The organism is Plesiomonas sp. ISS29 (assembly GCF_056522795.1).
The window spans coordinates 776,984-801,166 of the sequence record NZ_JAWRZQ010000001.1 but is presented as its reverse complement, the minus strand read 5'-3'; the positions used below and the strand labels follow the sequence as shown (position 1 = coordinate 801,166).

The following is a 24,183-nucleotide window of genomic DNA, read 5'->3' as shown; positions in this document are numbered from 1 at the left end:
TTAACTTTTCTGAACGATGTTTTTATAGGCTAATTGCATTCAGTACGTTCATCGCGTTTATTATATTGATCACGCTGATTATACCTGTCAGTGCATAAGCTAGGGCTCAGTTCTGTCTGCCAGTAATCCGGTGCATAACCTTTGTAGCATAAACGTTATACATGACGGTCATGACAAGATGGAATTATTGCGCTATTGCACGTTTTTCCTGCTCTTTACGATACCAGTATGCACCTTTTGCGATCATCCGCAATTGCAGCACTAACCGCTCTTCCAGCAAATTACGGCTGTGTTGATCCATATCCAGCGCATCAGCACCCGCGGTAAAAACCAGTGTGACCATCGCTTCAGCTTGTGCGGCGGCAAAAGGCATTGGCATTTTATTGTTCTGCACGATGTACTCAGATAACTCCGCAATAAAATGCTGAATTTCACGCGCAACAGCAGCACGAAATGCGGCAGAAGTGCCAGAGCGCTCACGCAATAGTAGGCGGAAAACATTGGGGTTATCGCAGATAAACTCCATGAATGTTTCTACTGAGGTGCGCACAACACTGCCGCCGGTGGCAATACGCTGGCGAGCCTGCCGCATCAGTTGGCGCAGCATCAGGCCACTTTCATCAACCATGGTAAGCCCAAGCTCGTCCATATCGCGGAAATGGCGATAAAACGAGGTAGGGGCTATGCCAGCTTCCCGTGCCACTTCCCGCAAACTTAGGCTAGAAAAACTGCGCTCAACACTGAGCTGGCTGAAAGCGGCATCAATTAATGCACGGCGTGTACGCTCTTTTTGTTCGGCTCGAACACCCATATACTGGTCTATCTACTCTGGGTTAACGGTGTATTAAATGCCGATTTAACACTCAATATAGCCCGAATTATGCTGTGATAATCGACCAGTATTGAGGATGAATAAGCATCACATATCAGTTGTGTTGTTCAGTCTAACGCGAACTGTTTAAAACGCGAATACCGTTTACGCATTCGATCACCCCTTCCAGCATAATCTTCTGCTTTAAAGACGCTTTGTATTTGTAATCACCTACGATATTTTTCTACAACCACTCAGCAGGTGAATACGGCTCGATAAGGTGCTGCCTGCATCACGCTTTTATATCACTAATGATAATCAGATTGGGGCTGGCAACGTGAAATGTTACATTTGTGTTGAATAATAATAACGTGCTGGATCTGACATGCATACCCCTACTGTTGATAATGAATTCGATTTTGATGTAATAGTGATTGGCTCAGGCCCCGGTGGTGAAGGGGCGGCAATGGGGCTGGTAAAACAGGGTTTTCGCGTTGCTATGGTTGAACGACACCCCAGTGTTGGTGGGGGTTGTACACATTGGGGTACTATCCCGTCAAAGGCATTGCGCCATGCGGTAAGCCGGATTATTGAGTTCAACCACAACCCGCTGTATTGCGATAATTCCGTCACCCTGCGTAGTACCTTTCCCAAAATACTGGCACATGCCCAGCATGTTATCGGGCAGCAAACCCGCATGCGTAAAGGGTTTTATGATCGCAATCAGTGTCAGCTTTTTTTTGGTACGGCCCATTTTATTGATGCACATACGCTGACTATCACTGATGCGGAACAAGCACAAACGGTGCTGCGTGCCCGTTATGTGGTGATTGCCACCGGATCGCGCCCGTATCACCCGCAAGGGGTGGATTTCTCACACCCGCGTGTGTATGACAGCGATTCAATTTTGTCGCTCCAGCATGATCCACGCCACGTGATCATTTATGGCGCTGGGGTGATTGGCTGTGAATATGCCTCTATTTTTCGCGGGCTGGGGGTGAAAGTTGATCTGATTAACACGCGGGATCGTCTGCTGTCATTTTTAGATCAGGAGATCTCTGATTCGCTGTCATACCATTTTTGGAACAGTGGGGTGGTGATCCGCCACCATGAGGAGTGCGCACAGATAGAGGGCACTGATCACGGGGTGATCTTGCATCTCAAGTCAGGTAAAAAAATGAAGGCTGATTGCCTGCTGTATGCCAACGGGCGCACCGGCAATACCGATTTACTGCAACTCGAGAATATCGGCCTGTCTGCCGATATGCGCGGACAATTGCAGGTAAATGACCATTACCAAACCTGCGCAGAGAATATTTATGCGGTCGGGGATGTGATTGGTTATCCGAGTCTAGCATCAGCGGCGTATGATCAAGGGCGGATTGTGGCGCAGGCAATTGCCCAGCAGAGTGTGCGCAGTAAGCTGATTGAGCATATCCCAACCGGTATTTACACTATTCCTGAGATAAGTTCGGTCGGGAAAACCGAGCAGGAGCTGACCGCGCTCAATGTGCCGTATGAGGTGGGTCGCGCTCAGTTCAAACATCTGGCCAGAGCGCAGATTGCAGGGATGAATGTCGGCAGCCTGAAGATTTTGTTTCATCGCGAAACCAAGGCGATTTTGGGCATTCACTGCTTTGGTGAGCGGGCGGCAGAGATTATCCATATCGGGCAAGCAATTATGGAACAGAGTGGCAGTGCGAATACGATAGAGTATTTTGTCAATACAACCTTCAATTACCCAACCATGGCTGAGGCATATCGGGTGGCGGCACTGAACGGCTTAAACCGATTGTTTTAAGCCGTTTTTTTATTGTGCGCGCTGCGGCGGTGAAAATCAGCGCTGAGTCAGTAACGGCAGCATCTGCTGGCGAATCGCTTCGGCCAGTTGCTCATAGCGCGCTTTGAGCGGAGAGCCTGGCCGGTAGACCAGCCCGATGGTGCGCAGCGGCTGCGGATCATGGCAAGGCAGGTAACTCACGCCATCGCGCGTGCGCTGTTGCGGCACGGCCAACTGCGGCAACAGTGTCATCCCCGCACCGGCGGCGACCATGTTGCGCAGTGTTTCTAAACTGGTGGCGCGAAAATGGGTATCTTCGTCGGCTCCGGCGGCAAAGCAAAAGCCCATCGCCTGATCGCGCAGACAGTGCCCGTCTTCTAGCATAAGTACGTGCTCCCCGGCCAGCTCCGGCAGGCGGATCTCTGTCCGGCTGGCCCACGGGTGATCACTGCATACGGCCAGCAGCATCGGCTCATCGAACAGCGGGATCTCGATAAATGGTTCAGTCTCTTTGACCAACGCCAGCAGCGCGCAGTCAATCTGACCGGCATCGAGTTGCGCCAGTAACTGATGGGTCTGTGCCTCGTGGAGATACATTTCTAACTGCGGAAAACGCTGGCGCAATAACGGGATAATGTGCGGCAACAGATACGGACCAGTGGTGGGGATCACGCCAATGTGCAGCGGGCCTGACATCTCATCACCCTGTACGCTGGCCATCTCTTTGAGAATTTTGACCTGCCGCAGCACTTCACGCGCCTGATCAACCAAGCGCATGCCCGACTCCGTGAACAGCACTTTACGGCTAGTGCGCTCAAGCAACATCACGCCCAACTCATCTTCTAGCTTACGGATCTGCCCGCTTAACGTCGGCTGACTAACGTAACAGGCTTCCGCTGCTTTGCGAAAATGCTTGTGTTCGGCCAGTGCCACCAGATATTCAAGGTCGCGGATATTCATAACACACCATTTGATAGTGAGAACCTATCGATAGAATAGCGATAAGCGATTAGAACTATCAATCGTCAGATCACATAATTGGTTACAAGAGATGACGGACAGCCCGTCAGGAAATACGATTACGATGAATTGTTAATTCACTGCATTCATAAAATTAGGGATAACGAATATGTTGAAGAGTCATGAAGGTCAAGCGGTTCCACAGGTTACGTTCCGCACTCGTCAGGCTGATCAGTGGGTTGATCTGACCACAGATACCCTGTTTAAAGATAAAACAGTGATCGTATTCTCACTGCCGGGCGCATTTACACCAACGTGTTCATCCAGCCACCTGCCGCGTTATAACGAGCTAGCACCGGTTTTCGCCAAACTGGGTGTGGATGCAATTTTGTGTGTGTCAGTGAACGATACTTTCGTCATGAACGCATGGAAAGATGATCAGAAAGCCGACCGTATTACCTTCATTCCTGATGGTAACGGTGAGTTCTCTCGCGGCATGGGTATGCTGGTAGAGAAAGAAGATCTGGGCTTTGGTCAACGTTCATGGCGTTACTCCATGCTGGTACGTAACGGCGTGGTAGAGAAGATGTTTATCGAAGCTGAAGAGCCGGGCGATCCGTTCAAAGTTTCTGATGCAGATACCATGCTGAAGTATCTGTCTCCTGATTATCAGGTACAAGAGTCAGTCTCTATCATCACCAAACCTGGCTGCCCGTACTGTGCAAAAGCCAAGCAAATGCTGATGGATCGCCACATTGCATTTGAAGAGATTATTCTGGGTAAAGATGCTACCACCGTCAGTCTGCGTGCCATTTCCGGCCGCACTACCGTGCCACAAGTGTTTATCGGCGGTAAGCACATTGGCGGCAGTGATGACTTAGAGACCTATTTGCACGCATAACTCTCGCATTATCAATAAGAAAACCAACGTAAAGCATTTGGCGGGGAGCCCCCTCCCCGCCTTTTTTTTGCAAGTTGGATGTGCAAAATCCAGAAAGTAAGGATAAACAAATGAAGCAGTTACAGGTTGATGTTGCAGTTATTGGTGGTGGTACAGCCGGTTTAGGTGCGTATCGTGCGGCAAAAGCACATACCAACAGTGTGGTGATGATTGAAGGTGGCCCGTTTGGTACAACCTGTGCACGGGTAGGTTGTATGCCGTCTAAGCTGCTGATTGCCGCAGCAGAAGCAGTACATCAAATTGAAAAAGCCCCCGGTTTTGGTGTTCATCCACAAGGCGAAACGCTGATCAATGGCCGTGAAGTGATGGATCGCGTTAAACGCGAACGTGATCGCTTTGTTGGCTTTGTGATGGAGGGCGTTGATAGCATTCCGGCCGAAGATAAAATTCTCGGTTATGCTCGCTTTCTTGATGAGCATACGTTGCAAGTTGATCAACACACTCAGATTACCGCTAAGCGCATTGTGATTGCGACCGGTTCACGCCCAAGCTGGCCTGCGCCGTGGAACTCACTCGGTGATCGCTTAATCATTAATGATGATGTATTTAACTGGGATGATTTACCGCAGTCAGTGGCAGTGTTTGGCCCAGGTGTCATTGGTCTGGAGCTAGGACAAGCACTGCACCGCTTAGGTGTAAAGGTTGTAATGTTCGGTATGGGCGGCTTGGTCGGCCCACTGACCGACAGCGCAGTACGTGATTACGCAGCGAAAACCCTCAATGATGAGTTCTACCTTGATGCCGATGCCAAGGTTGAGCTGATGCAGCGCGAGGGTGATCAGGTGTTTATCCGTTATCAGGATAAGCAGGGGCAAAGCCAAGAGATTCTGGTCGATTACGTGCTGGCGGCTACCGGCCGCAGAGCTAATGTCGATAAAATTGGGCTGGAAAACACCACGGTAGCGGTCAATGATCGCGGTATTCCGCAGGCTGATCGCTACACGTTGCAAACCAGTGTGCCGCATATTTTTATCGCCGGTGATGCCAGCAACCAACTTCCTCTGCTGCATGAAGCGGCTGATCAGGCCAAAATTGCTGGTGATAATGCTGGCCGTTTTCCAGATATCCGTGCTGGCTTGCGCCGCAGCGCGATCTCGGTGGTGTTCTCTGATCCGCAAATTGCCATGGTTGGTTCGACTCACCGCGAACTCAGTGAGAAATACGGTTCGTGCGGCTGCTTTGCCACCGGCGAGGTCTCTTTTGAAAATCAGGGCCGCTCACGGGTGATGCTGCGCAACAAGGGTATTTTGCATGTGTATGGCGAGCAGGGAACGGGGCGTTTCCTCGGTGCTGAGATGATGGGGCCAAATGTTGAGCACATCGCGCACCTGCTGGCTTGGGCACATCAGCAACAGATGACAGTAGGCCAGATGCTGGATATGCCATTTTATCATCCGGTGATCGAAGAGGGTCTGCGCACTGCACTGCGTGACTTGCAGGCTAAACTCAAGCTGGGGCCAGAGATGGTTGCCCATTGTCAGGTTTGTCCGGGTGAGTAAGCGCTGATATTTTATCCCGCAATATCCTGTTATTAACGATAAAAAAAGGCCACTTCACTGCTGAAGTGGCCTTTTAATTGGTATCGATTCAGCCACGCTGAACGAAAGAGTCAATAATTCTGAATGGATGATATGCAATGAGTTTGTCATAATAGACAAAAAGTCAGGATGAGGAGAACACTTATGATCCCCGCCGCTCACGCATTGACCTACTCTTTGCAACGCAGCCGTTCATTTCATACTGGCGATCGCTTGGGTGTTTTTTCATTCAAAAAAGATCGCGGTTACTGGGTAGAAAAAACAGCAGCAGATGCCTATCGCATCAGTGTGTTTGGTTTTGTCGATCAAACGCTGCACTGTGATTTTTCACAATTACGTACGATCTTAAAACCGGTGATCGCGCGCGAGTTTCCACGCAGCAACAAGCTGCATGTGAAGTTTACCGCCGCTGATCCGCAGATGGCTTTCGCGCTGTAAACCTCTGCTCCGCTCTGCCCGTTATGAGGCTCACCGATTTGTCATTCACCGCGTGCTGCTGTAGCAACCTCCACAGCAGCACTGTCGCGCAGGGTGTTTCGGTCAATATTTGACTATCCCGAAATTTAACCACACCGAATGCGCCACACATTGACTCTGCTCTGTGATTTATCCGGCTAACTGCTGTTTTGCCTGCGCAATGGCAAAAGCAACCTGCTCGGGTGCAACGCCACCTTTGGCACTGCGTTTGGCCAGACAAGACTCCAGTGACAATATCGGATAGACATCTGCCGCAATCACCGCACTAAACCGCTGTAACTCACTGAGCGATAACGCTTCGAGTGCTTTTCCAGCAGCAATGGCAGCCACCACCACCTCACCGACAATATGGTGAGCCTCGCGGAACGCAACACCTTTTGCCACCAGATAATCGGCCAGCTCAGTGGCATTCGAATACCCTTGCTGCGCGGCCTCTGCCGTGCGCTGCGTGCGCACCTGAATGCCTTCAAGGACTAACGCGGCCATATCCAGACACATCAGCCAAGTATCGAGCGCATCAAACAGCCCCTCTTTATCCTCTTGCATATCTTTGTTGTAGGCCAAAGGCAAACCTTTGAGGGTGATCAAAAGGCCACTTAGTGCACCGGTGACCCGCCCAGTTTTGCCGCGGATCAGCTCAAGAGCATCAGGGTTTTTCTTTTGTGGCATCAGCGATGATCCGGATGTGACTTTATCCGCCAGCTCAACAAAACCGGCCTCACCGCTGTTGAAGAAAATCAGATCTTCGGCAAAACGCGACAGATGGCTCATACTCAGTGCCGCCGCTGAAATCAGCTCAACCACATGATCGCGATCGGCAACGGTATCGAGGCTGTTGCGCGTGGCGCTAGCAAACCCGAGCGATTTAGCCAGTAGATCACGATCAATCGGATATGCCGTGCCTGCCAGCGCGCCGCAACCGAGCGGGCTGGTATTCATGCGAGTCAGCGCATCACTAAGGCGAGAGTGATCGCGCTCTAGCATCTCAAAATAGGCCAGACACCAGTGGGCAAAAGTAACCGGTTGGGCGCGTTGCAGATGGGTGTAACCCGGCATCACTGCCTGCTGATGTGCCTCGGCAGTGTGTACTAATGCCTGCTGAAAGTGGCGGATAGCCTGTTGTAATACCAGCGTTTGCTGTTTGCACCACAGTTTCAGATCGGTGGCGACCTGATCGTTACGGCTACGGCCGGTGTGCAGTTTTTTCCCTAAATCGCCGACCGCCTGAATCAGTTCACCTTCCACCCAACTGTGGATATCTTCTGCATCAGAACGCAGGACCTGTTGCGGATCAGCCTGAACCCGCAGTTTGAGCGCCAGCAGTGCCGCCTCCAGTTGTTGTTGCTCACGTTCGGTCAGCACTCCCACGCTGACCAGTGCGTGTGACCATGCAACCGAGCCATCAATATCCTGCTCGGCCAAACGGTAATCAAACCGCAGTGAATCATTAAATTGTTTAAAGCGCAGATCGGCTGCTTCGCTGAACCGTCCGCCCCACAGTGCACCTGCCTGAGCCATCTCTACTCCTGTTATCACGGGGGTTGTTATCATTAAATTGTGATAAAACTAAAATCGACACCGGTATCAGCAATATCTGCCGATACCGTGCAGCCAGCGATGAGAATCAGAGTTTACTGACGGCTCAGTGCGCGAATACGGGCAGAGAGTGAATACAGGCGGATATATCCACCGGCATCACTGTGGTCATACACTTGATCAGCACCAAAGGTGGCGTAGTCTTCCGAGTACAGGCTATTCGGCGAGCGTTTCTGGATGGCGGTACAGTTTCCTTTATACAACTTGATCACCACCTCACCGTTCACATCGGCAGCCAGTGATTGTGCAGCCGCCACCAGCGAGGCACACAGCGGGGTAAACCAGCGGCCATCATAGACCACATGCGACATCTCTAGCCCCAGCTGTTCGCGCCACTTGAAGCTATCTTTGTTGAGCACCAGTTGCTCAATGGCGCGCAGCGCGGTGACCATGATAGTGCCGCCCGGTGTTTCATAGCAGCCGCGTGATTTCATGCCAACCAGACGGTTTTCGACAATATCAACCCGACCGATACCGTGCGGCGCACCTTTATCGTTCAGGTAGGTTAAGCACTGGTAAGGGCTCATGGCTTTGCCATCCACCGCCACAACTTCACCATTGGCCACCTGTACGGTGACATATTCAGGCTTTTCCGGCGCTTGCTCAGGATCGGTTGTCCAGACCCAGCAATCTTGGTTCGACGCATTCCAGGTGCTTTCTAGCACTCCGCCTTCGGTGGAGATGTGCCAAGCGTTGGCATCGCGGCTATAAATTTTGGTCAGTGACGCGGTGGTCGGGATATTGCGCTCGGCCAGATAGTCGAGCAGCGCTTCACGCGAGCGCAGATCCCACTCCCGCCACGGGGCAATCACGTTCAACTGTGGAGCAAGTGCGGCAAAGGTGGTTTCAAAACGCACCTGATCATTACCTTTGCCAGTACAGCCATGCGACAACGCATCGGCACCAATCTCCAGCGCCAGCTCAACCTGCGCTTTGGCAATAATTGGGCGAGCCATTGATGTACCCAGCAGATAAGTGCCCTCATACAGCGCACCGGTTTGCAGTGTCGGGTAGACGTAATGCTTAACGAACTCTTCGCGTAAATCTTTGATATAACAGGCTGAAGCACCTGATTTCAGGGCTTTTTCTTCTATCCCGATCAAATCTTCACGCTCTTGCCCAACATCGGCAACAAATGCGATCACTTCGCAATCATAATGCTCTTTCAGCCACGGAATAATTGCCGAGGTATCTAGCCCGCCGGAGTATGCCAGTACGATTTTGCTCTTGCCATTGGTGTTCGTCATCTGTTTTTCCTTAAACGTTAAATGATCTGATTATTTGAGTCGGCCTGATATGGAGTCGGCGCATTTACAACGTAATACGAGTGCCGATCGCCTCACCGTTGAACAGTGCCGGTAGCAATTCTGGATAACGCCAACTGGCAATATCCACTGGCCGCCCCAATGTGTGCGCAGCAGCCAACGCAGCATTAACTTTAACTATCATGCCGTCAGTGATGATCCCTTGCGTAATCAGCTCTTGCGCTTTTTTGCTTGGAAGCTGGGCAATCCGCTGGCCTTTCCCGTCTAAAATACCGCTGACATCAGATAGCATCACTAAATCGGCCTGTAAGGTTTCGGCAATCGCAGTGGCGGCCTGATCGGCATTCACATTCATCAGCTGACCCTGCACGTCAATGCCAATCGAGCTGATAATCGGCAGATACCCGTTACTGAGCAGCAAGGTGAGCAGTGTCGGGTTGCCTGCGGTGGCATCCCCGACAAAGCCCAGCTCGGGATCACGCTGTATCACTTGTGTGATCCCGCCATCAGCCAGACTCAGCCCAACCGCCGCAATCTGTTTTTTTATCGCCCATGCCAGCAAGGTTTTATTCGCTGTGCCGGCTAGAGCGCCGGTGATAATGTCAATTTGATCAGCCGGAGTAACCCGCAAACCCTGTTTTTTAATCACCGGCAAGGCCAGTTTTTTCATCAGAGAATCAACCAGATAACCACCGCCGTGTACGATAACCAGTGGGCGCGGGTTTTGCTGATGATAGGCCACCAGCGCTGAAAACAGTTTCTCCAGTGCTTCATCACTGTCGAGCAGTATGCCACCTAATTTGATGACCAGTGGGCGGGAAAGCGCTGCAGTCATAAGTTTGCTCCTTCAAACAGATACGGGTTAAATCAGCGCGCAGGTCTGCGCAAAGCCATAACGTAAATTAAGGCACTGCATGGCTTGTGCCGCAGCGCCTTTGAGTAAATTGTCTTCCGCTGCGACCACAATCACATGTTCGCCCTGCAAAGCAAAACCAATATCACAATACGGCGTTCCGGCAACCGCACGAATCGATGGCCAGCCTGAAGAGTAGATACGCACCAACGGTTGAGCTGCGTACGCCGCCGTATACGCTTGCTGGATCTGCGCAGCCGTTACCCCAACACGCAGTTTGGCCGTCATGGTGGCTAAAATGCCGCGTGGAAAATTCCCTAGATGTGGGGTGAAAATAACCGGTACGCCTAAGTGAGCGGCAATTTCCGGTTGATGACGATGGGTAAACACCCCGTATGGCTGCAGACTCACCTCACACAGGCTGCTGGTTAAACTGGCTTTACGCCCAGCACCGCTAACACCGCTGACAGCATTGATCACCGGCCAATGAGCAGTATCGAGTAACTGCGCTTCAATCAGCGGTTTTAGCCCCAGTTGTGAAGCGGTTGGGTAACAGCCCGGTACGGCAATCAGTTGGGCATGGGCAATCGCTTCAGCCTGCCACTCAGCCAGCCCGTAAACGGCGCGATCCAGCCACTGCGGGTGCTGGTGGGTAAACCCGTAATACTGGGTATAAAATTCAGCAGAGTTCACCCGAAATGCACCGGATAAATCCAGCACCACACAACCGGCTTCCAGAAACTGCGGGGCTAAATCGTGGCTCACTTCATGTGCCGTAGCCAAAAGCACGACATCAGCCTGCTGTGCCAGCAGATTGACCTCATGCAATGGCTGTAGCGGAATATCCAGCACGCCCTTAAATTGTGGGTGCAAATCAGATAACAGGCGACCTGCATCATGGCTACCCGCCGATACATAGAGGCCAGCCAACGTTAATTGCGGATGACGAGCCACTATCGCGGCCAGTTCAGCGCCTGTGTATCCACTAGCACCAATAATCAGGGTCTTTAACATCAGAATCCTTTCCTGTTACGGGAATAAAAAAATTTCAGCCGTGAGAACATCAATCTCTCTTTGCACCCGCTGCGCTGGCGCGGTAAAACATTACTACTGTGGTGTTAAATACCGTACTGCACATAACCCACAACCTATGCGCTACAGCGCATGATTGCAGTCACTGTGCTAAAAAAGAAGCCCCAACAGTGCGGCAGTAAAACAGCGATATATGTTAACGGATATGTTCTAACGCATGTGATAACAACGGGTGTAACCTGAGCCGTTGCCCGCTACACCGCCGGTTGGGCAAGCGTAACTATGGGCTGACTCATCGTCGGAGCAGAAGGGGTATGGCAGGGGATAACGCAGTCAAAACAGTCCTTGTCATTATTTCAATCACCCACAAAATTAAGTGTATTTTTATTCACTGAAATTGCATTATTATATCGATACCATTCAATCAAAGGACTGTCAATCTCTGTATGAAATTTCCTCAGTTTATCGATACCTACCGCAGCCTGATCGCAACCCCCTCGATCAGTGCAACCGATGCGGCGCACGACCAAAGTAACCGCGCGCTGATTGACCTGCTGGCCGGCTGGTTTGAGCATTTAGGCTTTACGGTTGAGATACAGCCCGTGCCAAATACCCGCGATAAATACAACCTGCTGGCCACGCTCGGCAGCGGCCCTGGCGGGTTACTGTTGGCCGGACATACAGACACAGTACCGTTTGATGAGGGGCGTTGGACCAAAGACCCATTCACCCTAACTGAAGAGAATGGCCGCTTTTATGGGCTGGGTACGGCGGATATGAAAGGCTTTTTTGCCTTTATTCTTGAAGCGGTTCGCCAGTTAGATAGCAACACGCTGACCAAGCCTTTGCGCGTACTGGCCACCGCCGATGAAGAGACCTCAATGGCCGGAGCGCAGCTCTTTGCCGCCACCGCCACGGTAAAACCTGACTATGCGGTGATTGGCGAGCCGACATCACTACAGCCGATCCGCGCGCATAAAGGGCATCTGTCGAATGCCATCCGGATTCTGGGGCAGTCGGGTCACTCTAGTGATCCAGATCGGGGGGTAAATGCTATCGAGCTGATGCATGAAGCGACCACACAGTTAATGCTGCTGCGCAACCAGCTGCGCGAACGCTATCACCATGCCGGCTTTACCATTCCCTATCCCACCTTAAATTTGGGCCATATTCACGGCGGTGATGCCGCCAACCGTATCTGTGGCTGCTGCGAATTGCACATGGATATCCGCCCGCTGCCGGGGTTAACCCTGCGTGATCTCGATGAGATGCTGCACAATGCCCTTGCGCCGGTGCAACAGCGCTGGCCGGGGCGGTTATCCATTCACACCCTGCATGATCCGATCCCCGGCTATGAGTGCCCGCCGGATGCCGAAATTGTACGAGTGGTAGAGAAACTGCTGGGCGAGCCTTGTGCCACCGTTAACTACTGCACCGAAGCGCCATTTATTCAATCGGTCTGCCCGACACTGGTACTTGGGCCTGGCTCGATTGAACAGGCACACCAGCCGGATGAGTTTCTTTCCACCGACTTTATTTTGCCGACAACCCTGCTGCTGACACGTTTAATCACCGAGTTTTGTGGCACAAATTCTGCCCACCACCAAAGCCAAATTGGGGGATAAAACCGCAGAATGTTATTTAATTTCACCTTGTTTTGATTTAGCACAATCTTGTAAGGTTGAGCAGGGCCATTGGCCATTTGACGAACAGTTAAGTTCATGGCTAGATAGCAGAAACGCTATTTAGCGTAACGGATGTAGTAAATTTACTAAATGGATGGAGAGCCATGAACGCACATTATGCCGCCATGCGCAGCAACGTGAGTATGCTGGGCAAGTTGTTGGGGGAGACAATCCGCGATGCCGGAGGTGAGCCTCTGTTAGAGCGGGTTGAAACAATCCGTAAGTTATCCAAATCATCACGTGCGGGTAATGAAAATGACCGCCGGATGCTGCTCGATACACTGCAAAACCTGTCCAACCATGAGTTGTTGCCGGTGGCGCGTGCGTTCAGTCAGTTTTTAAATCTGACCAATATTGCTGAGCAATACCATACTATTTCGCGTAACAGCGATGCCCATATTTTCCGCCCAGATACCTTCGATACGTTGTTTGAAAATCTCAAACAAAAAGGGATCAGCGAAGAGAAGATCCGTGAGGCCGTTAGCCAACTCTCTATTGAATTGGTGCTAACCGCGCACCCTACTGAAATCACCCGTCGCACGCTGATCCACAAGCATGTGCAGATTAACCGCTGCCTCGATAAGCTCGAGCATGACGATCTGCCGGACGCAGAGCGGCGTAAAATTCACCAGCGCCTGATGCAGTTAATTGCACAAGCGTGGTACACCGATGAGATCCGTAAAGAGCGCCCGACCCCACTCGATGAAGCTAAGTGGGGCTATGCGGTAGTTGAAAACAGCCTGTGGCAGGGTGTTCCGGAGTTTTTGCGCGAGTTCGACAGCCGCCTGAAAGAGTCTTTGAACACCAGCTTACCGATTGATGCAACCCCCATTCGCTTTAGCTCATGGATGGGCGGTGATCGCGATGGCAACCCGTTTGTTACCGCCAGCATTACCCGCAAAGCGATGCTGCTGAGCCGCTGGAAAGCTGCCGATCTGTTCCTGCGTGATATCAATGAGCTGATCTCTGAGCTGTCGATGAGTGAATGCAGTGAAGATATTCAGGCGCTAGTGGGTGAAGTGGCCGAGCCTTACCGCGTGCTGCTCAAACAACTGCGCAAGCAACTGCTAAACACGCTCGAATATCTTGATGCGCGCCTGAAAGGGCAAAATGCCACACCTGTCGATATTATCGATAGCAACCAGCAGCTCTGGACACCGCTGCATCTGTGCTATGAGTCACTCAAAGCCAGCGGAATGACCATTATTGCTGACGGATTGCTGCTCGATACACTGCGCCGGATCCGCTGCTTTGGTATTCATCTGGTGCAGCTTGATATCCGCCAAGAGAGCACCCGCCACTCTGATGCGGTGGCCGAGATCACCCGCTATCTGGGGCTTGGTGATTACGCCCAGTGGAGCGAAGCAGATAAACAGGCATTTTTGGTCAAAGAGCTGACCTCGAAGCGCCCATTGCTGCCGCTCAACTGGCAGCCGAGTGAAGAGACAGCCGAGGTGATCGAAACCTGCCGCGCGATTGCCGAACAACCGGCCGGCGCACTGGCTTCATATGTGATCTCAATGGCACGCCAGCCTTCTGATGTGCTGGCCGTACATCTGCTGCAAAAAGAGGCCGGTTGCCAGCAGCATCTGCCGGTCGCGCCGCTATTTGAAACGCTCGATGATCTGAACCGTGCCGATGATGTGATCCGCGACTTGCTGAATATCGGCTGGTATCGCGGTTTTATTCAGGGCCGCCAGATGGTCATGATTGGCTACTCCGACTCGGCCAAAGATGCTGGTGTAATGGCTGCTGCATGGGCACAGTACCGCGCGCAAGAAGCACTGATCAAAACCTGTGAAGAGGCCGGTATTGAGCTGACACTGTTCCACGGTCGCGGCGGTACTATTGGTCGCGGCGGCGCGCCAGCACATGCGGCACTGCTGTCACAACCACCGGGTTCGCTTAAGGGCGGGCTGCGTGTCACCGAGCAAGGCGAGATGATCCGCTTTAAGCTCGGCCTGCCGGAAATTGCAGTAAACAGTTTATCACTCTATACCAGTGCCGTATTGCAGGCGAATCTGCTGCCACCACCGCAGCCACAGCAAGGCTGGCGCGATACCATGGATGTGCTGTCTGATGCATCTTGTGCCGTGTACCGCAGTATTGTGCGTGAAAATCCGGACTTTGTGCCCTATTTTCGTGCGGCGACGCCGGAAGGTGAGCTGGCGAAATTGCCGCTCGGCTCTCGGCCATCAAAACGCCGCCCGAACGGCGGAGTCGAAAGTTTGCGCGCCATTCCGTGGATCTTTGCCTGGACCCAAAACCGCCTGATGCTGCCAGCATGGTTGGGCGCGGGTGATGCGCTGCAAAAGGTGATTGATCTGGGTAATCAGCCAGTACTCGAAGAGATGTGCCGAGATTGGCCATTCTTCTCAACCCGCATCGGTATGCTGGAGATGGTGTTCAGTAAAACCGACTTATGGTTAACCGAGTATTATGATCAACGCTTGGTGGATACAACCTTGTGGCCACTGGGCACACAGCTGCGCAGCATGCTAAAGCATGATATCGGAGCGGTGCTGGCGATTGCCAACGAAGGGCATGGCATGGCCGATCAGCCGTGGCTACAAGAGTCGATCAGTTTGCGCAATGTCTATACTGACCCGCTCAATGTTCTGCAAGCTGAATTATTGCACCGTTCACGCCAGCTAACCGAGCCCGATCCGCAGGTGGAACAGGCACTGATGGTGACCATTGCTGGTATTGCCGCCGGTATGCGTAACACCGGTTAACCGGCCAGCCAAACACCAGCGCAGGTTATGGCTTTGCGGTACTTTTTACTGTACCGCACTGACAACTGCGCTGGTTACTCTGGTGTGCCCTTAGTGATTCTCATCATGGCATTTAATATGCGGTAATATCAGGATTTTTTTCTTTCCTTTCCCTTTCCCACATTCAGCTCTGTATTTTCTCTTTTCATCCCCCATAAAAAATTCTGTTAAGTAAAACAGGCCTGCCGCCATCAACAAGCGTATGTGTGATGTGAAGATCACCAGAGTACAGACACTATTTAATTTCTATTTTTTGGAATAACACCCCATTCACAACAATTTATGGGAATAGAAATAGCCATTATTTTGTTAATCACAGGAGGAGTGTTGTAGAATTTGTATTTATTGTGGAAGATCAATTATTACGGGGATAGAGAAATAGAGTAGCAAAGTTAAATCATATTTAATGACAAATAGCCGAACCAAAACATATCATCATAGAAATACTGCATTGGAATATACTGTTTAAACTCAATAACTTTATTTTATGGTTTTTTTTATTCTCTATCTTTTTTGATTAAAAACGTGAACCTTAATAATATGGTATGACGATTTCCCCTTAAATAGCACCTTATTTTTTTGTGCGACACGGTCAATGTGCCGTTTATTTGGCGCTTTACATGAGGCGCTATCAGGCGTAATCACGCTGTTTTTTGCCATTACCCTGTGATCTGATAATAATTTGTCGACACCTTCTCATTTTGCTATAGAAAATATTGTCTATAGATAAATATAGAATAACCTGCTCACTGATCAAAACAAAGTGCTACGAATGATGCATATGACACTAATTGCTAAGACTCAATACGCGGTTGTATGTCATTCTTATCACCACTGCCCATACCTCAGTATTTTTCAATCTAATTCGTTCATCGTGAAGGTAAAACCCTGCACGCGGTTAACGCATTATTTACCGTCTGTGGTTACGGCACTATTTATATGACTTTTAGTCCAACGGGAGTGTTCCCGTTTCTTCCGCACCAAGGATAGGGTGGAAGCTATCATGGTGTAAGTTGCGGATTCGCAACAGGGAAGCAATAAAAGCAAATGAGGATATTATGGCGCTCTCTCAGGTAATTCTGACATTATTAAGCCGTCAGGACGCGAGTGGTTATGACATTACCAAAGAATTCAGCCGGATGGTTGGTTTAGTCTGGACGGCCAGCCACCAACAGGTATACCGCGAACTCAGCCGCCTTGCTGATCAGGGCATGGTGCTCAGCCAGCTGATCCCTCAAGAAGGGAAACCGGATCGCAAAGTTTACAGCATTACCGATTCCGGCCGAACCTGTCTGCAAAACTGGCTCAGTACGCCGGTTGATGAGCGCCCGCTACGTGATGAACTGCTAGTTCGTCTGCTGGCATGCAGCCATTATGATATTACACCGGTTCGTCAGGCGTTGATTAAGCAAACGCAGCAGCACAATGAGCAACTGCGCCAGTATCAGAAAGTGTCTAGCGAAAAATTTACCTCACCCGATCAGTTAAGTCTGGAAGATAAGCTGACTTATCTGACGCTGCGCCGCGGGATCTTACAAGAGCAGGCTTGGCTAATCTGGGCGGAAGAGGCACAGAATCTGCTGGCAGAGCTTGAAATGAATGCCAACCGTGCGCGTGTAGAAAAAGAGCTGGAAGCGAGCTGCTACTAAGTTGTCGCCTTGGGTAATTTGCCATCTTGGGCTTGGCACAACAACGCTGATCGATCAGGCTTTACCGTCAGCGTTGTGTAGCTTGATGCTGGTATTTAATGCCGATAAACAAACTACTTGGCCAGCGCTACAGGGCGTACACCAAGGGTATGGCAAATGGCATAACTGAGCTCGGCACGGTTGAGGGTGTAAAAATGAAAATCTTTCACCCCTTCACGTGACAACACTTTCACCATATCCATCGCGATACTGGCCCCGACCAAATTTCGGGTTGCCGGATCATCATCTAACCCTGCATACATGCGGTGCATCCATTGCGGTACCCGCACATTGGTCATGGTGGCAAATTTGGTTAACTGTTTGAAGTTGGATACCGGTAAGATACCGGGGATAATTTCAACATCAATGCCGATTGCTGCACAGCGATCACGAAAGCGCAGATAGCTGTCGACATCAAAAAAGAACTGGGTAATAGCACGGTTCGCACCCGCCTCTATTTTACGCTTCAGATGCAACAGATCAGCTTGCGCACTTTTCGCCTCAGGATGCACTTCCGGGTAAGCGGCTACTGAGATATCAAAATCGGCCACATCTTTGAGCAGCGCGACCAGATCATTGGCATACAGGGCCGGTTTTCCGTGTCCGGCCGGCAAATCCCCCCGCAACGCCACAATTTGGCGGATACCGTTGTTCCAGTAATCACGCGCAATACAGCGCAGCTCCTGCTCGGTGGCATCCACACACGTTAAGTGCGGCGCAGCAGCCAAACCGGTTTGATCTTTAATCGCTTTGATAATCGAATGGGTACGATCACGCTCACCAGAGTTTGCGCCATAGGTGACCGACACAAACTTCGGCTGTAGTGAGCTTAGGCGCTGGATAGAGTGCCATAAGGTGGCCTCCATCTCTTCGGTTCGCGGCGGAAAAAACTCAAACGAGACATTAATCTGACCGTGCAGTTCGGCCACACTCTGGTTAAGTGCATCAAGTTGGTTGGCGTGGTAACTCATCGCGGATCCTTCCGTTAATACAAGCCCGATGGCATACAGCAACGCGCATTTGGTTTAGCTGTGCTGTGGCATCCGGCCTGTGCATTATTCCTTTACTCAGACTTTTATTCGGATTCTCAATCAAAGTCCGAATAAAAGCCTGAGCAGTAACCCGTGTAAATTTATATCATATCCATTTTTGACATCTATACGTTTAGACGTCTAGATGCAAGCAGTGGATGTTAAGATGACGTAACTCGTGCTGACTGTCAATGATCATTTTTATCACTTTTTCGGCATAAAAAAACCAGAACTGACGTTCTGGTTTTTTTATTGAGACTAAACTGCCAAACAAGAGCCGTTAATTGCAACTCGCAATCAGCGATAACCCTATTATAACAATTGAGCAAGACGGTTCAGATCTGACTGGATCGCGCCAGCCGTTACATCGCGCCCAGCACCCGGCCCGCGGATCACCAACGGGTTATCACGATACCAACGGCTCTCTATCGCAAAAATATTGTCGCACGGCAGTAAAAATGCCAACGCATGATCAGGGCGCAGTGCTTCAATACCCACCCGCGCTTTGCCGTTGCCATCAAAGCGGGCGACATAGCGCAGCACTAAACCAGCCTCTTGCGCGGCGGCAACCCGCTGCGCCATCGATTCGTTGAGCTTGAGGTTCTGCTCAAAGAAGTGATCAAGAGACACCTGCTCAAGCGCGCTCGGCACGAGTGACTCAACCCGCACCTGTTCGGGTTCAATATCGTAGCCCGCTTCGCGTGCCAGAATCACCAGTTTGCGCATGACATCCTGCCCCGAGAGATCATCACGCGGATCAGGCTCGGTCAGCCCCTGTTGCCATGCCTGTTCGACCAGTGTGGTAAACGGCTGACTGCCATCGTACTGCAAAAACAGCCATGACAGTGTGCCAGAGAAAATACCACTGATCGCCAGTATGCTATCACCACTTTCGCGCAGATCACGCACGGTATGGTTAATTGGCAAACCGGCCCCGACCGTGGCGTTGTACAGCCAGTGGCGGCCCGTCTTCTGGAACGCATCGCGGATGGTGCGATACTGCATGGCGCTGGCAGCACCGGCCAGTTTATTAGCGCTAATAACATGGAAACCATGCTCGGCAAAACGCAAATACTGCTGAGCAACCTGAGCGCTGGCCGTCACATCGAGCACCACCAGATCATCAAACGGGTGCTGACTCATCCATTCGGCCAGTTGTTGCTCGCTGTGCTCTGAGGCTTCATCGTGGAAAAAGGCCAGTGCACGGCTAGCATCCAGCCCCTGATAATCGAGCCAGCTACGGCTGCTGTCGACCACCCCGGCCAGCACAAAATCAAGCCCAGTACGTGCCGAAAAACTGCGCTGTTCACGCGCAAATAACTCCAGCCAGCGTGAACCGATATTACCCTTACCAAATAGCACCAAGCCCACCCGCTTGTGGGCTTGAAACAGACTACGATGCAGCCCCTGAATCAGGTGTGCAGTCGGGCCGTGACGCAACACGGCCATCAGGCTGATGCCCTCTTCCGACGGGCAAACAAACTCAACCGGCTGATCTTTAATCTGCTGGTAAAAACGGTGGCTGTGCAGCGGATTATTGCACACCCCCGCGCCTACCAGTGCCACCATTGCTAGCCCTTCACGCAAACGTAACTCAGCCGGTAAGGTCGCCTCTTGCAGCAGTTGAAATGCACTGTTGACCACTTCAGCGGTATAGCACAGTTGCAACAAGTGGCGATCAAGATGGGCAAAGCTAGCAATCGGTTTTACATGTGCGCGGTTAAGCAAACGCAGCGCCTCTTCGCGCACTGCATTAAAACGATCAGCTTGCGTCACGCTCAGCTCTATCAGGCAAACATCATCATGCCCGGTGACAATCTTGGCTCCAGTGCCGCTGGCCAGCACCCGCTCGATTTTGGTCGAGCCTTGATCGGGCTGATAGCTACAGCGTAGTTGCAGGTCTAACTCACTGCCAGAGACCGGTTGCAGTGTACGGGCATGCAACACGGGTGCAGCCAAACGTGCTAGCTCGCTCGCTTCATCTAGTCGCAATAGGGGCAGCAAGCAGGCATCGCTGACTTTACGCGGGTCAGCGCTGTAGACACCGGCAACATCACTCCAAATCGTCACCCGCTGAACACCGGCCAGCGCACCAATTTGTGTGGCGGAGTAATCAGAGCCGTTACGCCCCAGTAATACGGTTTCACCGCTATCATTGCGGCAGATAAATCCGGTGACGACAATGCGCTGATTCGGATGCTGTGCCAGCAGAGTCTGCAATAGCGGCCATGATCGGCCTTCATCAACCTGCGGCTGCGCTGCACGTTCAGCCCGCAAAAACTGGCGGGCATCCAACCACACGGCCGGTATATCCTGATGACGTAAATATGCAGCCATCAAGCGGGCTGACCAAATCTCGCCATGCCCGACCACTTCGGCATATAAGACATCACTGTGATCTGACTGCATTAAGAGTGCTAACCGCTCGATATCTGCCAAAAACAGCGTGCTTAATTCTGCGACGACCTCAGAGCAGAGTAAGGATTCAATCAAGCCCAGTTGATAGCGGCGCAGCGCTTGCTGTGCCTGATGAGCCGCCAGAGGATCGGTATAGGCCAATTTGAGCCATGCAATCAGCTGGTTAGTGGTGCTGCCCGCAGCAGAAACAACCATCAGATCATCAGGCTGGCTGTGCTCGGCCATGATCTTGGCAACCCGCTGATAACAGCTTGGGTCGGCCAGACTGCTGCCGCCAAATTTATGCAATTGACGGATCTTGGCTCCGCTTTGTACGCTCATCAAGTTACCTCTCCGCGACTGTCTGGAAGGCACGCTCCAGATCAGCAATTAAATCTTCTACATCTTCAATACCGACAGAGATCCGCAGTAAATTCTCACTAATGCCTGCGGTTGCACGCGCGGCGGCGGTCATTCCTGCGTGTGTCATGGTGGCTGCGTGTGAAATCAAGCTCTCTACACCACCGAGCGATTCTGCCAGTGTAAACAGCTGTAATTGTGCCACAAATTTGGCCACATCGGCGTTCAGTTCAAAGCTTATCATCGCCCCAAAGCCTTTTTGCTGGCGGCAGGCAATAGCATGGCCGGCATGATCAGGCAGTGAAGGGTGATATAACTTCCCCACTAATGGCTGCTGACGCAGATAATCGACAATGGCCAGCGCATTTTCCTGATGCTGCCGCATGCGTGGCCCGAGCGTTCGCAAGCCGCGCAGCAGCAGATAGCTGTCAAACGCCGAACCGGTAACCCCGATATTGTTACCCCACCATGCTAGCTCAGTCACCAGTGCCGGATCGGCGGCAATCACACAACCAGCAACCACATCGGAATGGCCATTGAGGTATTTAGTGCACGAATGCACCACCAGATCCGCCCCCAACGCCAGCGGCTGTTGCAACAGCGGTGTCATGAAGGTGTTATCAACCACCACTTTCGCGCCAACTTGATGGGCCTGTTCGGTAATGGCGGCAATATCAACCACTCTAAGCAGCGGGTTATTCGGCGTTTCGATTAACACCAGTTTGGGCTGTTCGGCCAGCGCCGCAGCCAATGCCTGCGGATCAGATTGATCAACAAAAATCACCCGATATGCGCCGCGCTTACTCAGGCTATCAAATAAGCGATAGCTGCCGCCGTAGCAATCGTGTGGGGCAACCAGCAGATCGCCAGATTGCAGGAAAACGGTACAGACCAGATGAATTGCCGCCATACCACTGGCAGTCATCACCGCGCCAGCACCGCCTTCAAGTTCAGCCAACGCGTGTTGCACCACATCACGGCTCGGATTACCGCGACGCGAATAATCGTGTACCCGTGGCTGATTAAATTCGGTAAAATTGTAGGTGGATGAGAGGTGAATGGGGGGAACAACGCAGCCAAACTGGTCGTCATTGTTCAAACCACTGCGAATGGCCGAGGTTGCCTGTTTATATGTCATACGCTTCGCTTTCCCTAGCTACGGTATTGGGGGATGAACAGCCTGCTGCCGTTCATCATTTGGTGTTTAGCCGCTCTTAGTTACCATCTCTGGTTTTCAGTTTTACTCATTGGATTTTGTATATCGCCTTTGCTGGAAATAGAGTAACGGCATTTCATACTAGACGTCAACACATCTAGATGTCTAAACATCTTTGCGTTTAGATTGTCAGCTTCCGGATTAACCGCTAGAATTGTACCCTTATTCTTATTTCCTTATCTGATTACGGAACATCACACAGTGTGATGATGACGCGTTGCAAGGTGTTTTATGGCAAAGTGGAATGGCGAATACATTAGCCCTTATGCGGAACATGGTAAAAAAAGTGAGCAAGTCAAAAAGATCACTGTCTCTATCCCGCTGAAAGTGCTTAAAATTCTGACTGATGAACGTACTCGTCGCCAAGTGAATAACTTGCGTCATGCCACCAACAGCGAGCTGCTGTGTGAAGCCTTTTTGCACGCATTTACCGGTCAGCCGCTGCCAACCGATGACGATCTAGGCAAAGAGCGCCACGATGAGATCCCGGTCGAGGCAAAAGAGATTATGCGCCAAATGGGAATTGACCCTGATAGCTGGGAGTATTAATCCCAGTAAAAAACTCATCCCAATAAAAAAGCCTAACATGCTCGTGCAGTTAGGCTTTTTGTTATCTCAATTAAGCGCTTTGGGTTATCTCAGTCAGCACAGAACACACGCTCTGTATCCCGAAAAAACAAGCCTGCACCGTGCGCCCGAGCCATTAATCCCAGCTTAGTACCACTTTACCCGACTGGCCTGAACGCATGGCATCAAAGCCCTGCTGAAAATCATCAATCGCATAACGGTGCGTAATGATAGGGCTAAGATCGAGGCCTGATTACAACAGTGCCGCCATTTTGTACCAAGTTTCAAACATCTCACGGCCATAAATACCTTTGATCAACAGCCCCTTGAAGATCACCTGTGTCCAGTCAATCCCCATATCGCTTGGCGGAATACCCAACATGGCCACTTTACCGCCATGGTTCATGGCAGCGAGCATGCTCTGGAAAGCACTCGGCACGCCCGACATCTCTAACCCCACATCAAACCCTTCGGTCATGCCCAGTTGCTGCATCACATCGCTCAGGCTCTCTTGTGCCACATTGACCGCACGAGTCACACCCATTTTCCGGGCCAAACTCAAGCGGTACTCATTCACATCCGTGATCACCACATGGCGAGCACCCACATGGCGACACACTGCTGCAGCCATGATCCCGATAGGGCCTGCGCCGGTGATCAGCACATCTTCCCCTACCAGATCAAACGATAATGCGGTATGCACCGCGTTACCGAATGGGTCAAAAATCGCCGCCAGATCATCAGAGATATTGTCGGGAATTTTAAAGGCGTTAAACGCCGGGATCACCAGATATTCGGCAAATGCGCCATCACGGTTAACACCGACACCGGTGGTATTGCGGCATAAATGGGTACGGCCAGCACGGCAGTTACGGCAATGGCCGCAGGTGATATGCCCTTCACCGGAAACCCGATCGCCGACCTGAAAACCGCGCACCTCTTGCCCCATTGCCACCACTTCACCGACATACTCATGGCCGACAACCATCGGCACGGGAATAGTGCGTTGTGACCAGTCATCCCAGTTATAAATATGTACGTCTGTACCACAAATGGCGGTTTTGCGGATTTTAATCAGCAGATCATTATGCCCCATCTGTGGCTGTGGCACGTCGGTGATCCAAATGCCGACTTCCGGTTTGAGTTTAGCCAGTGCTTTCATTGCGATGATCCCCATGACTTTGTCAAAACC

At 51.4% G+C, this 24,183-nt stretch carries 17 protein-coding genes and 1 pseudogene; 8 read left to right on the top strand and 10 right to left on the bottom strand.

Annotated features, from left to right (window positions below):
- Positions 1–184: 184 nt before the first annotated feature.
- Positions 185–811 carry an HTH-type transcriptional repressor FabR gene (gene fabR, locus AC1HDJ_RS03470; protein WP_479533411.1) on the bottom strand — a complete coding sequence of 209 codons (627 nt, stop codon included), beginning with the start codon at positions 809–811 and terminating at the stop codon, positions 185–187.
- 385 nt (positions 812–1,196) lie between these two features.
- Between fabR and sthA the strand changes: the two genes are divergently transcribed.
- Entirely contained in the window at positions 1,197–2,612 is a 1,416-nt protein-coding gene (sthA, locus tag AC1HDJ_RS03465; RefSeq protein WP_479533409.1) for a Si-specific NAD(P)(+) transhydrogenase, read from the top strand.
- 36 nt (positions 2,613–2,648) lie between these two features.
- Here sthA and oxyR read toward each other — a convergent pair whose 3' ends face one another.
- Complete coding sequence (gene oxyR, locus AC1HDJ_RS03460; RefSeq protein WP_479533407.1) at positions 2,649–3,551, bottom strand: DNA-binding transcriptional regulator OxyR; 903 nt, start codon at positions 3,549–3,551, stop codon at positions 2,649–2,651.
- Positions 3,552–3,720: 169 nt separating this feature from the next.
- Here oxyR and AC1HDJ_RS03455 point away from each other — a divergent pair, with 169 nt between their 5' ends.
- From AC1HDJ_RS03455 to AC1HDJ_RS03445, 3 genes are all read left to right on the top strand, one after another.
- Entirely contained in the window at positions 3,721–4,452 is a 732-nt protein-coding gene (locus tag AC1HDJ_RS03455) for a glutathione peroxidase (protein WP_479533405.1), read from the top strand.
- Positions 4,453–4,562: 110 nt separating this feature from the next.
- On the top strand, positions 4,563–6,011 hold the full coding sequence (locus tag AC1HDJ_RS03450) for a dihydrolipoyl dehydrogenase (RefSeq protein ID WP_479533403.1): 1,449 nt from the start codon (positions 4,563–4,565) through the stop codon (positions 6,009–6,011).
- Between the two features lie 183 nt (positions 6,012–6,194).
- A complete protein-coding gene (locus AC1HDJ_RS03445) occupies positions 6,195–6,488 on the top strand; it encodes a hypothetical protein (RefSeq protein WP_438622704.1) in 294 nt (97 codons plus the stop codon).
- Positions 6,489–6,656: 168 nt separating this feature from the next.
- Here AC1HDJ_RS03445 and argH read toward each other — a convergent pair whose 3' ends face one another.
- The 4 genes from argH to argC form a co-directional block, all read right to left on the bottom strand.
- Positions 6,657–8,045, bottom strand: coding sequence for an argininosuccinate lyase (gene argH, locus AC1HDJ_RS03440; protein WP_479533401.1), 1,389 nt, complete (start codon positions 8,043–8,045; stop codon positions 6,657–6,659).
- A gap of 113 nt (positions 8,046–8,158) precedes the next feature.
- Complete coding sequence (locus AC1HDJ_RS03435) at positions 8,159–9,370, bottom strand: argininosuccinate synthase (protein ID WP_479533399.1); 1,212 nt, start codon at positions 9,368–9,370, stop codon at positions 8,159–8,161.
- A 64-nt stretch (positions 9,371–9,434) separates the two neighbouring features.
- Positions 9,435–10,223, bottom strand: coding sequence for an acetylglutamate kinase (gene argB / locus AC1HDJ_RS03430; protein ID WP_479533397.1), 789 nt, complete (start codon positions 10,221–10,223; stop codon positions 9,435–9,437).
- 27 nt (positions 10,224–10,250) lie between these two features.
- The gene (argC, locus tag AC1HDJ_RS03425) at positions 10,251–11,255 is read right to left on the bottom strand and encodes an N-acetyl-gamma-glutamyl-phosphate reductase (protein WP_479533395.1); all 1,005 of its coding nucleotides are present in this window, start codon (positions 11,253–11,255) and stop codon (positions 10,251–10,253) included.
- Positions 11,256–11,719: 464 nt separating this feature from the next.
- Between argC and argE the strand changes: the two genes are divergently transcribed.
- The 3 genes from argE to AC1HDJ_RS03410 all read left to right on the top strand — a co-directional run bounded on the left by argE (position 11,720) and on the right by AC1HDJ_RS03410 (position 17,381).
- Positions 11,720–12,898, top strand: coding sequence for an acetylornithine deacetylase (gene argE / locus AC1HDJ_RS03420; protein WP_479533393.1), 1,179 nt, complete (start codon positions 11,720–11,722; stop codon positions 12,896–12,898).
- A gap of 164 nt (positions 12,899–13,062) precedes the next feature.
- Entirely contained in the window at positions 13,063–15,693 is a 2,631-nt protein-coding gene (ppc, locus tag AC1HDJ_RS03415; RefSeq protein WP_479533391.1) for a phosphoenolpyruvate carboxylase, read from the top strand.
- A gap of 1,097 nt (positions 15,694–16,790) precedes the next feature.
- The gene (locus AC1HDJ_RS03410) at positions 16,791–17,381 is read left to right on the top strand and encodes a PadR family transcriptional regulator (protein ID WP_479533389.1); all 591 of its coding nucleotides are present in this window, start codon (positions 16,791–16,793) and stop codon (positions 17,379–17,381) included.
- 113 nt (positions 17,382–17,494) lie between these two features.
- Here AC1HDJ_RS03410 and metF read toward each other — a convergent pair whose 3' ends face one another.
- The 3 genes from metF to metB all read right to left on the bottom strand — a co-directional run bounded on the left by metF (position 17,495) and on the right by metB (position 22,346).
- The gene (metF, locus tag AC1HDJ_RS03405) at positions 17,495–18,391 is read right to left on the bottom strand and encodes a methylenetetrahydrofolate reductase (protein ID WP_479533387.1); all 897 of its coding nucleotides are present in this window, start codon (positions 18,389–18,391) and stop codon (positions 17,495–17,497) included.
- Positions 18,392–18,763: 372 nt separating this feature from the next.
- On the bottom strand, positions 18,764–21,190 hold the full coding sequence (locus AC1HDJ_RS03400) for a bifunctional aspartate kinase/homoserine dehydrogenase II (protein WP_479533385.1): 2,427 nt from the start codon (positions 21,188–21,190) through the stop codon (positions 18,764–18,766).
- 4 nt (positions 21,191–21,194) lie between these two features.
- The gene (metB, locus tag AC1HDJ_RS03395) at positions 21,195–22,346 is read right to left on the bottom strand and encodes a cystathionine gamma-synthase (RefSeq protein ID WP_479533383.1); all 1,152 of its coding nucleotides are present in this window, start codon (positions 22,344–22,346) and stop codon (positions 21,195–21,197) included.
- Between the two features lie 309 nt (positions 22,347–22,655).
- Here metB and metJ point away from each other — a divergent pair, with 309 nt between their 5' ends.
- Entirely contained in the window at positions 22,656–22,973 is a 318-nt protein-coding gene (metJ, locus tag AC1HDJ_RS03390) for a met regulon transcriptional regulator MetJ (protein WP_438622693.1), read from the top strand.
- Between the two features lie 154 nt (positions 22,974–23,127).
- Here the strand turns inward: metJ and tdh are convergent.
- Positions 23,128–24,153: pseudogene (gene tdh / locus AC1HDJ_RS03385) on the bottom strand (L-threonine 3-dehydrogenase).
- Between the last annotated feature and the right edge of the window lie 30 nt (positions 24,154–24,183).

What these genes read in the sequence shown, in the direction of transcription:
- ppc (WP_479533391.1), top strand. Translation starts at nt 13,063, where the DNA reads ATGAACGCACATTATGCCGCCATGCGCAGCAACGTGAGTATGCTGGGC.
- argC (WP_479533395.1), bottom strand. Translation starts at nt 11,255, where the DNA reads ATGTTAAAGACCCTGATTATTGGTGCTAGTGGATACACAGGCGCTGAA.
- metF (WP_479533387.1), bottom strand. Translation starts at nt 18,391, where the DNA reads ATGAGTTACCACGCCAACCAACTTGATGCACTTAACCAGAGTGTGGCC.
- AC1HDJ_RS03455 (WP_479533405.1), top strand. Translation starts at nt 3,721, where the DNA reads ATGTTGAAGAGTCATGAAGGTCAAGCGGTTCCACAGGTTACGTTCCGC.
- sthA (WP_479533409.1), top strand. Translation starts at nt 1,197, where the DNA reads ATGCATACCCCTACTGTTGATAATGAATTCGATTTTGATGTAATAGTG.
- AC1HDJ_RS03400 (WP_479533385.1), bottom strand. Translation starts at nt 21,190, where the DNA reads ATGAGCGTACAAAGCGGAGCCAAGATCCGTCAATTGCATAAATTTGGC.
- metJ (WP_438622693.1), top strand. Translation starts at nt 22,656, where the DNA reads ATGGCAAAGTGGAATGGCGAATACATTAGCCCTTATGCGGAACATGGT.
- argB (WP_479533397.1), bottom strand. Translation starts at nt 10,223, where the DNA reads ATGACTGCAGCGCTTTCCCGCCCACTGGTCATCAAATTAGGTGGCATA.
- fabR (WP_479533411.1), bottom strand. Translation starts at nt 811, where the DNA reads ATGGGTGTTCGAGCCGAACAAAAAGAGCGTACACGCCGTGCATTAATT.
- AC1HDJ_RS03435 (WP_479533399.1), bottom strand. Translation starts at nt 9,370, where the DNA reads ATGACGAACACCAATGGCAAGAGCAAAATCGTACTGGCATACTCCGGC.
- metB (WP_479533383.1), bottom strand. Translation starts at nt 22,346, where the DNA reads ATGACATATAAACAGGCAACCTCGGCCATTCGCAGTGGTTTGAACAAT.
- argH (WP_479533401.1), bottom strand. Translation starts at nt 8,045, where the DNA reads ATGGCTCAGGCAGGTGCACTGTGGGGCGGACGGTTCAGCGAAGCAGCC.
- AC1HDJ_RS03450 (WP_479533403.1), top strand. Translation starts at nt 4,563, where the DNA reads ATGAAGCAGTTACAGGTTGATGTTGCAGTTATTGGTGGTGGTACAGCC.
- argE (WP_479533393.1), top strand. Translation starts at nt 11,720, where the DNA reads ATGAAATTTCCTCAGTTTATCGATACCTACCGCAGCCTGATCGCAACC.
- oxyR (WP_479533407.1), bottom strand. Translation starts at nt 3,551, where the DNA reads ATGAATATCCGCGACCTTGAATATCTGGTGGCACTGGCCGAACACAAG.
- AC1HDJ_RS03410 (WP_479533389.1), top strand. Translation starts at nt 16,791, where the DNA reads ATGGCGCTCTCTCAGGTAATTCTGACATTATTAAGCCGTCAGGACGCG.
- AC1HDJ_RS03445 (WP_438622704.1), top strand. Translation starts at nt 6,195, where the DNA reads ATGATCCCCGCCGCTCACGCATTGACCTACTCTTTGCAACGCAGCCGT.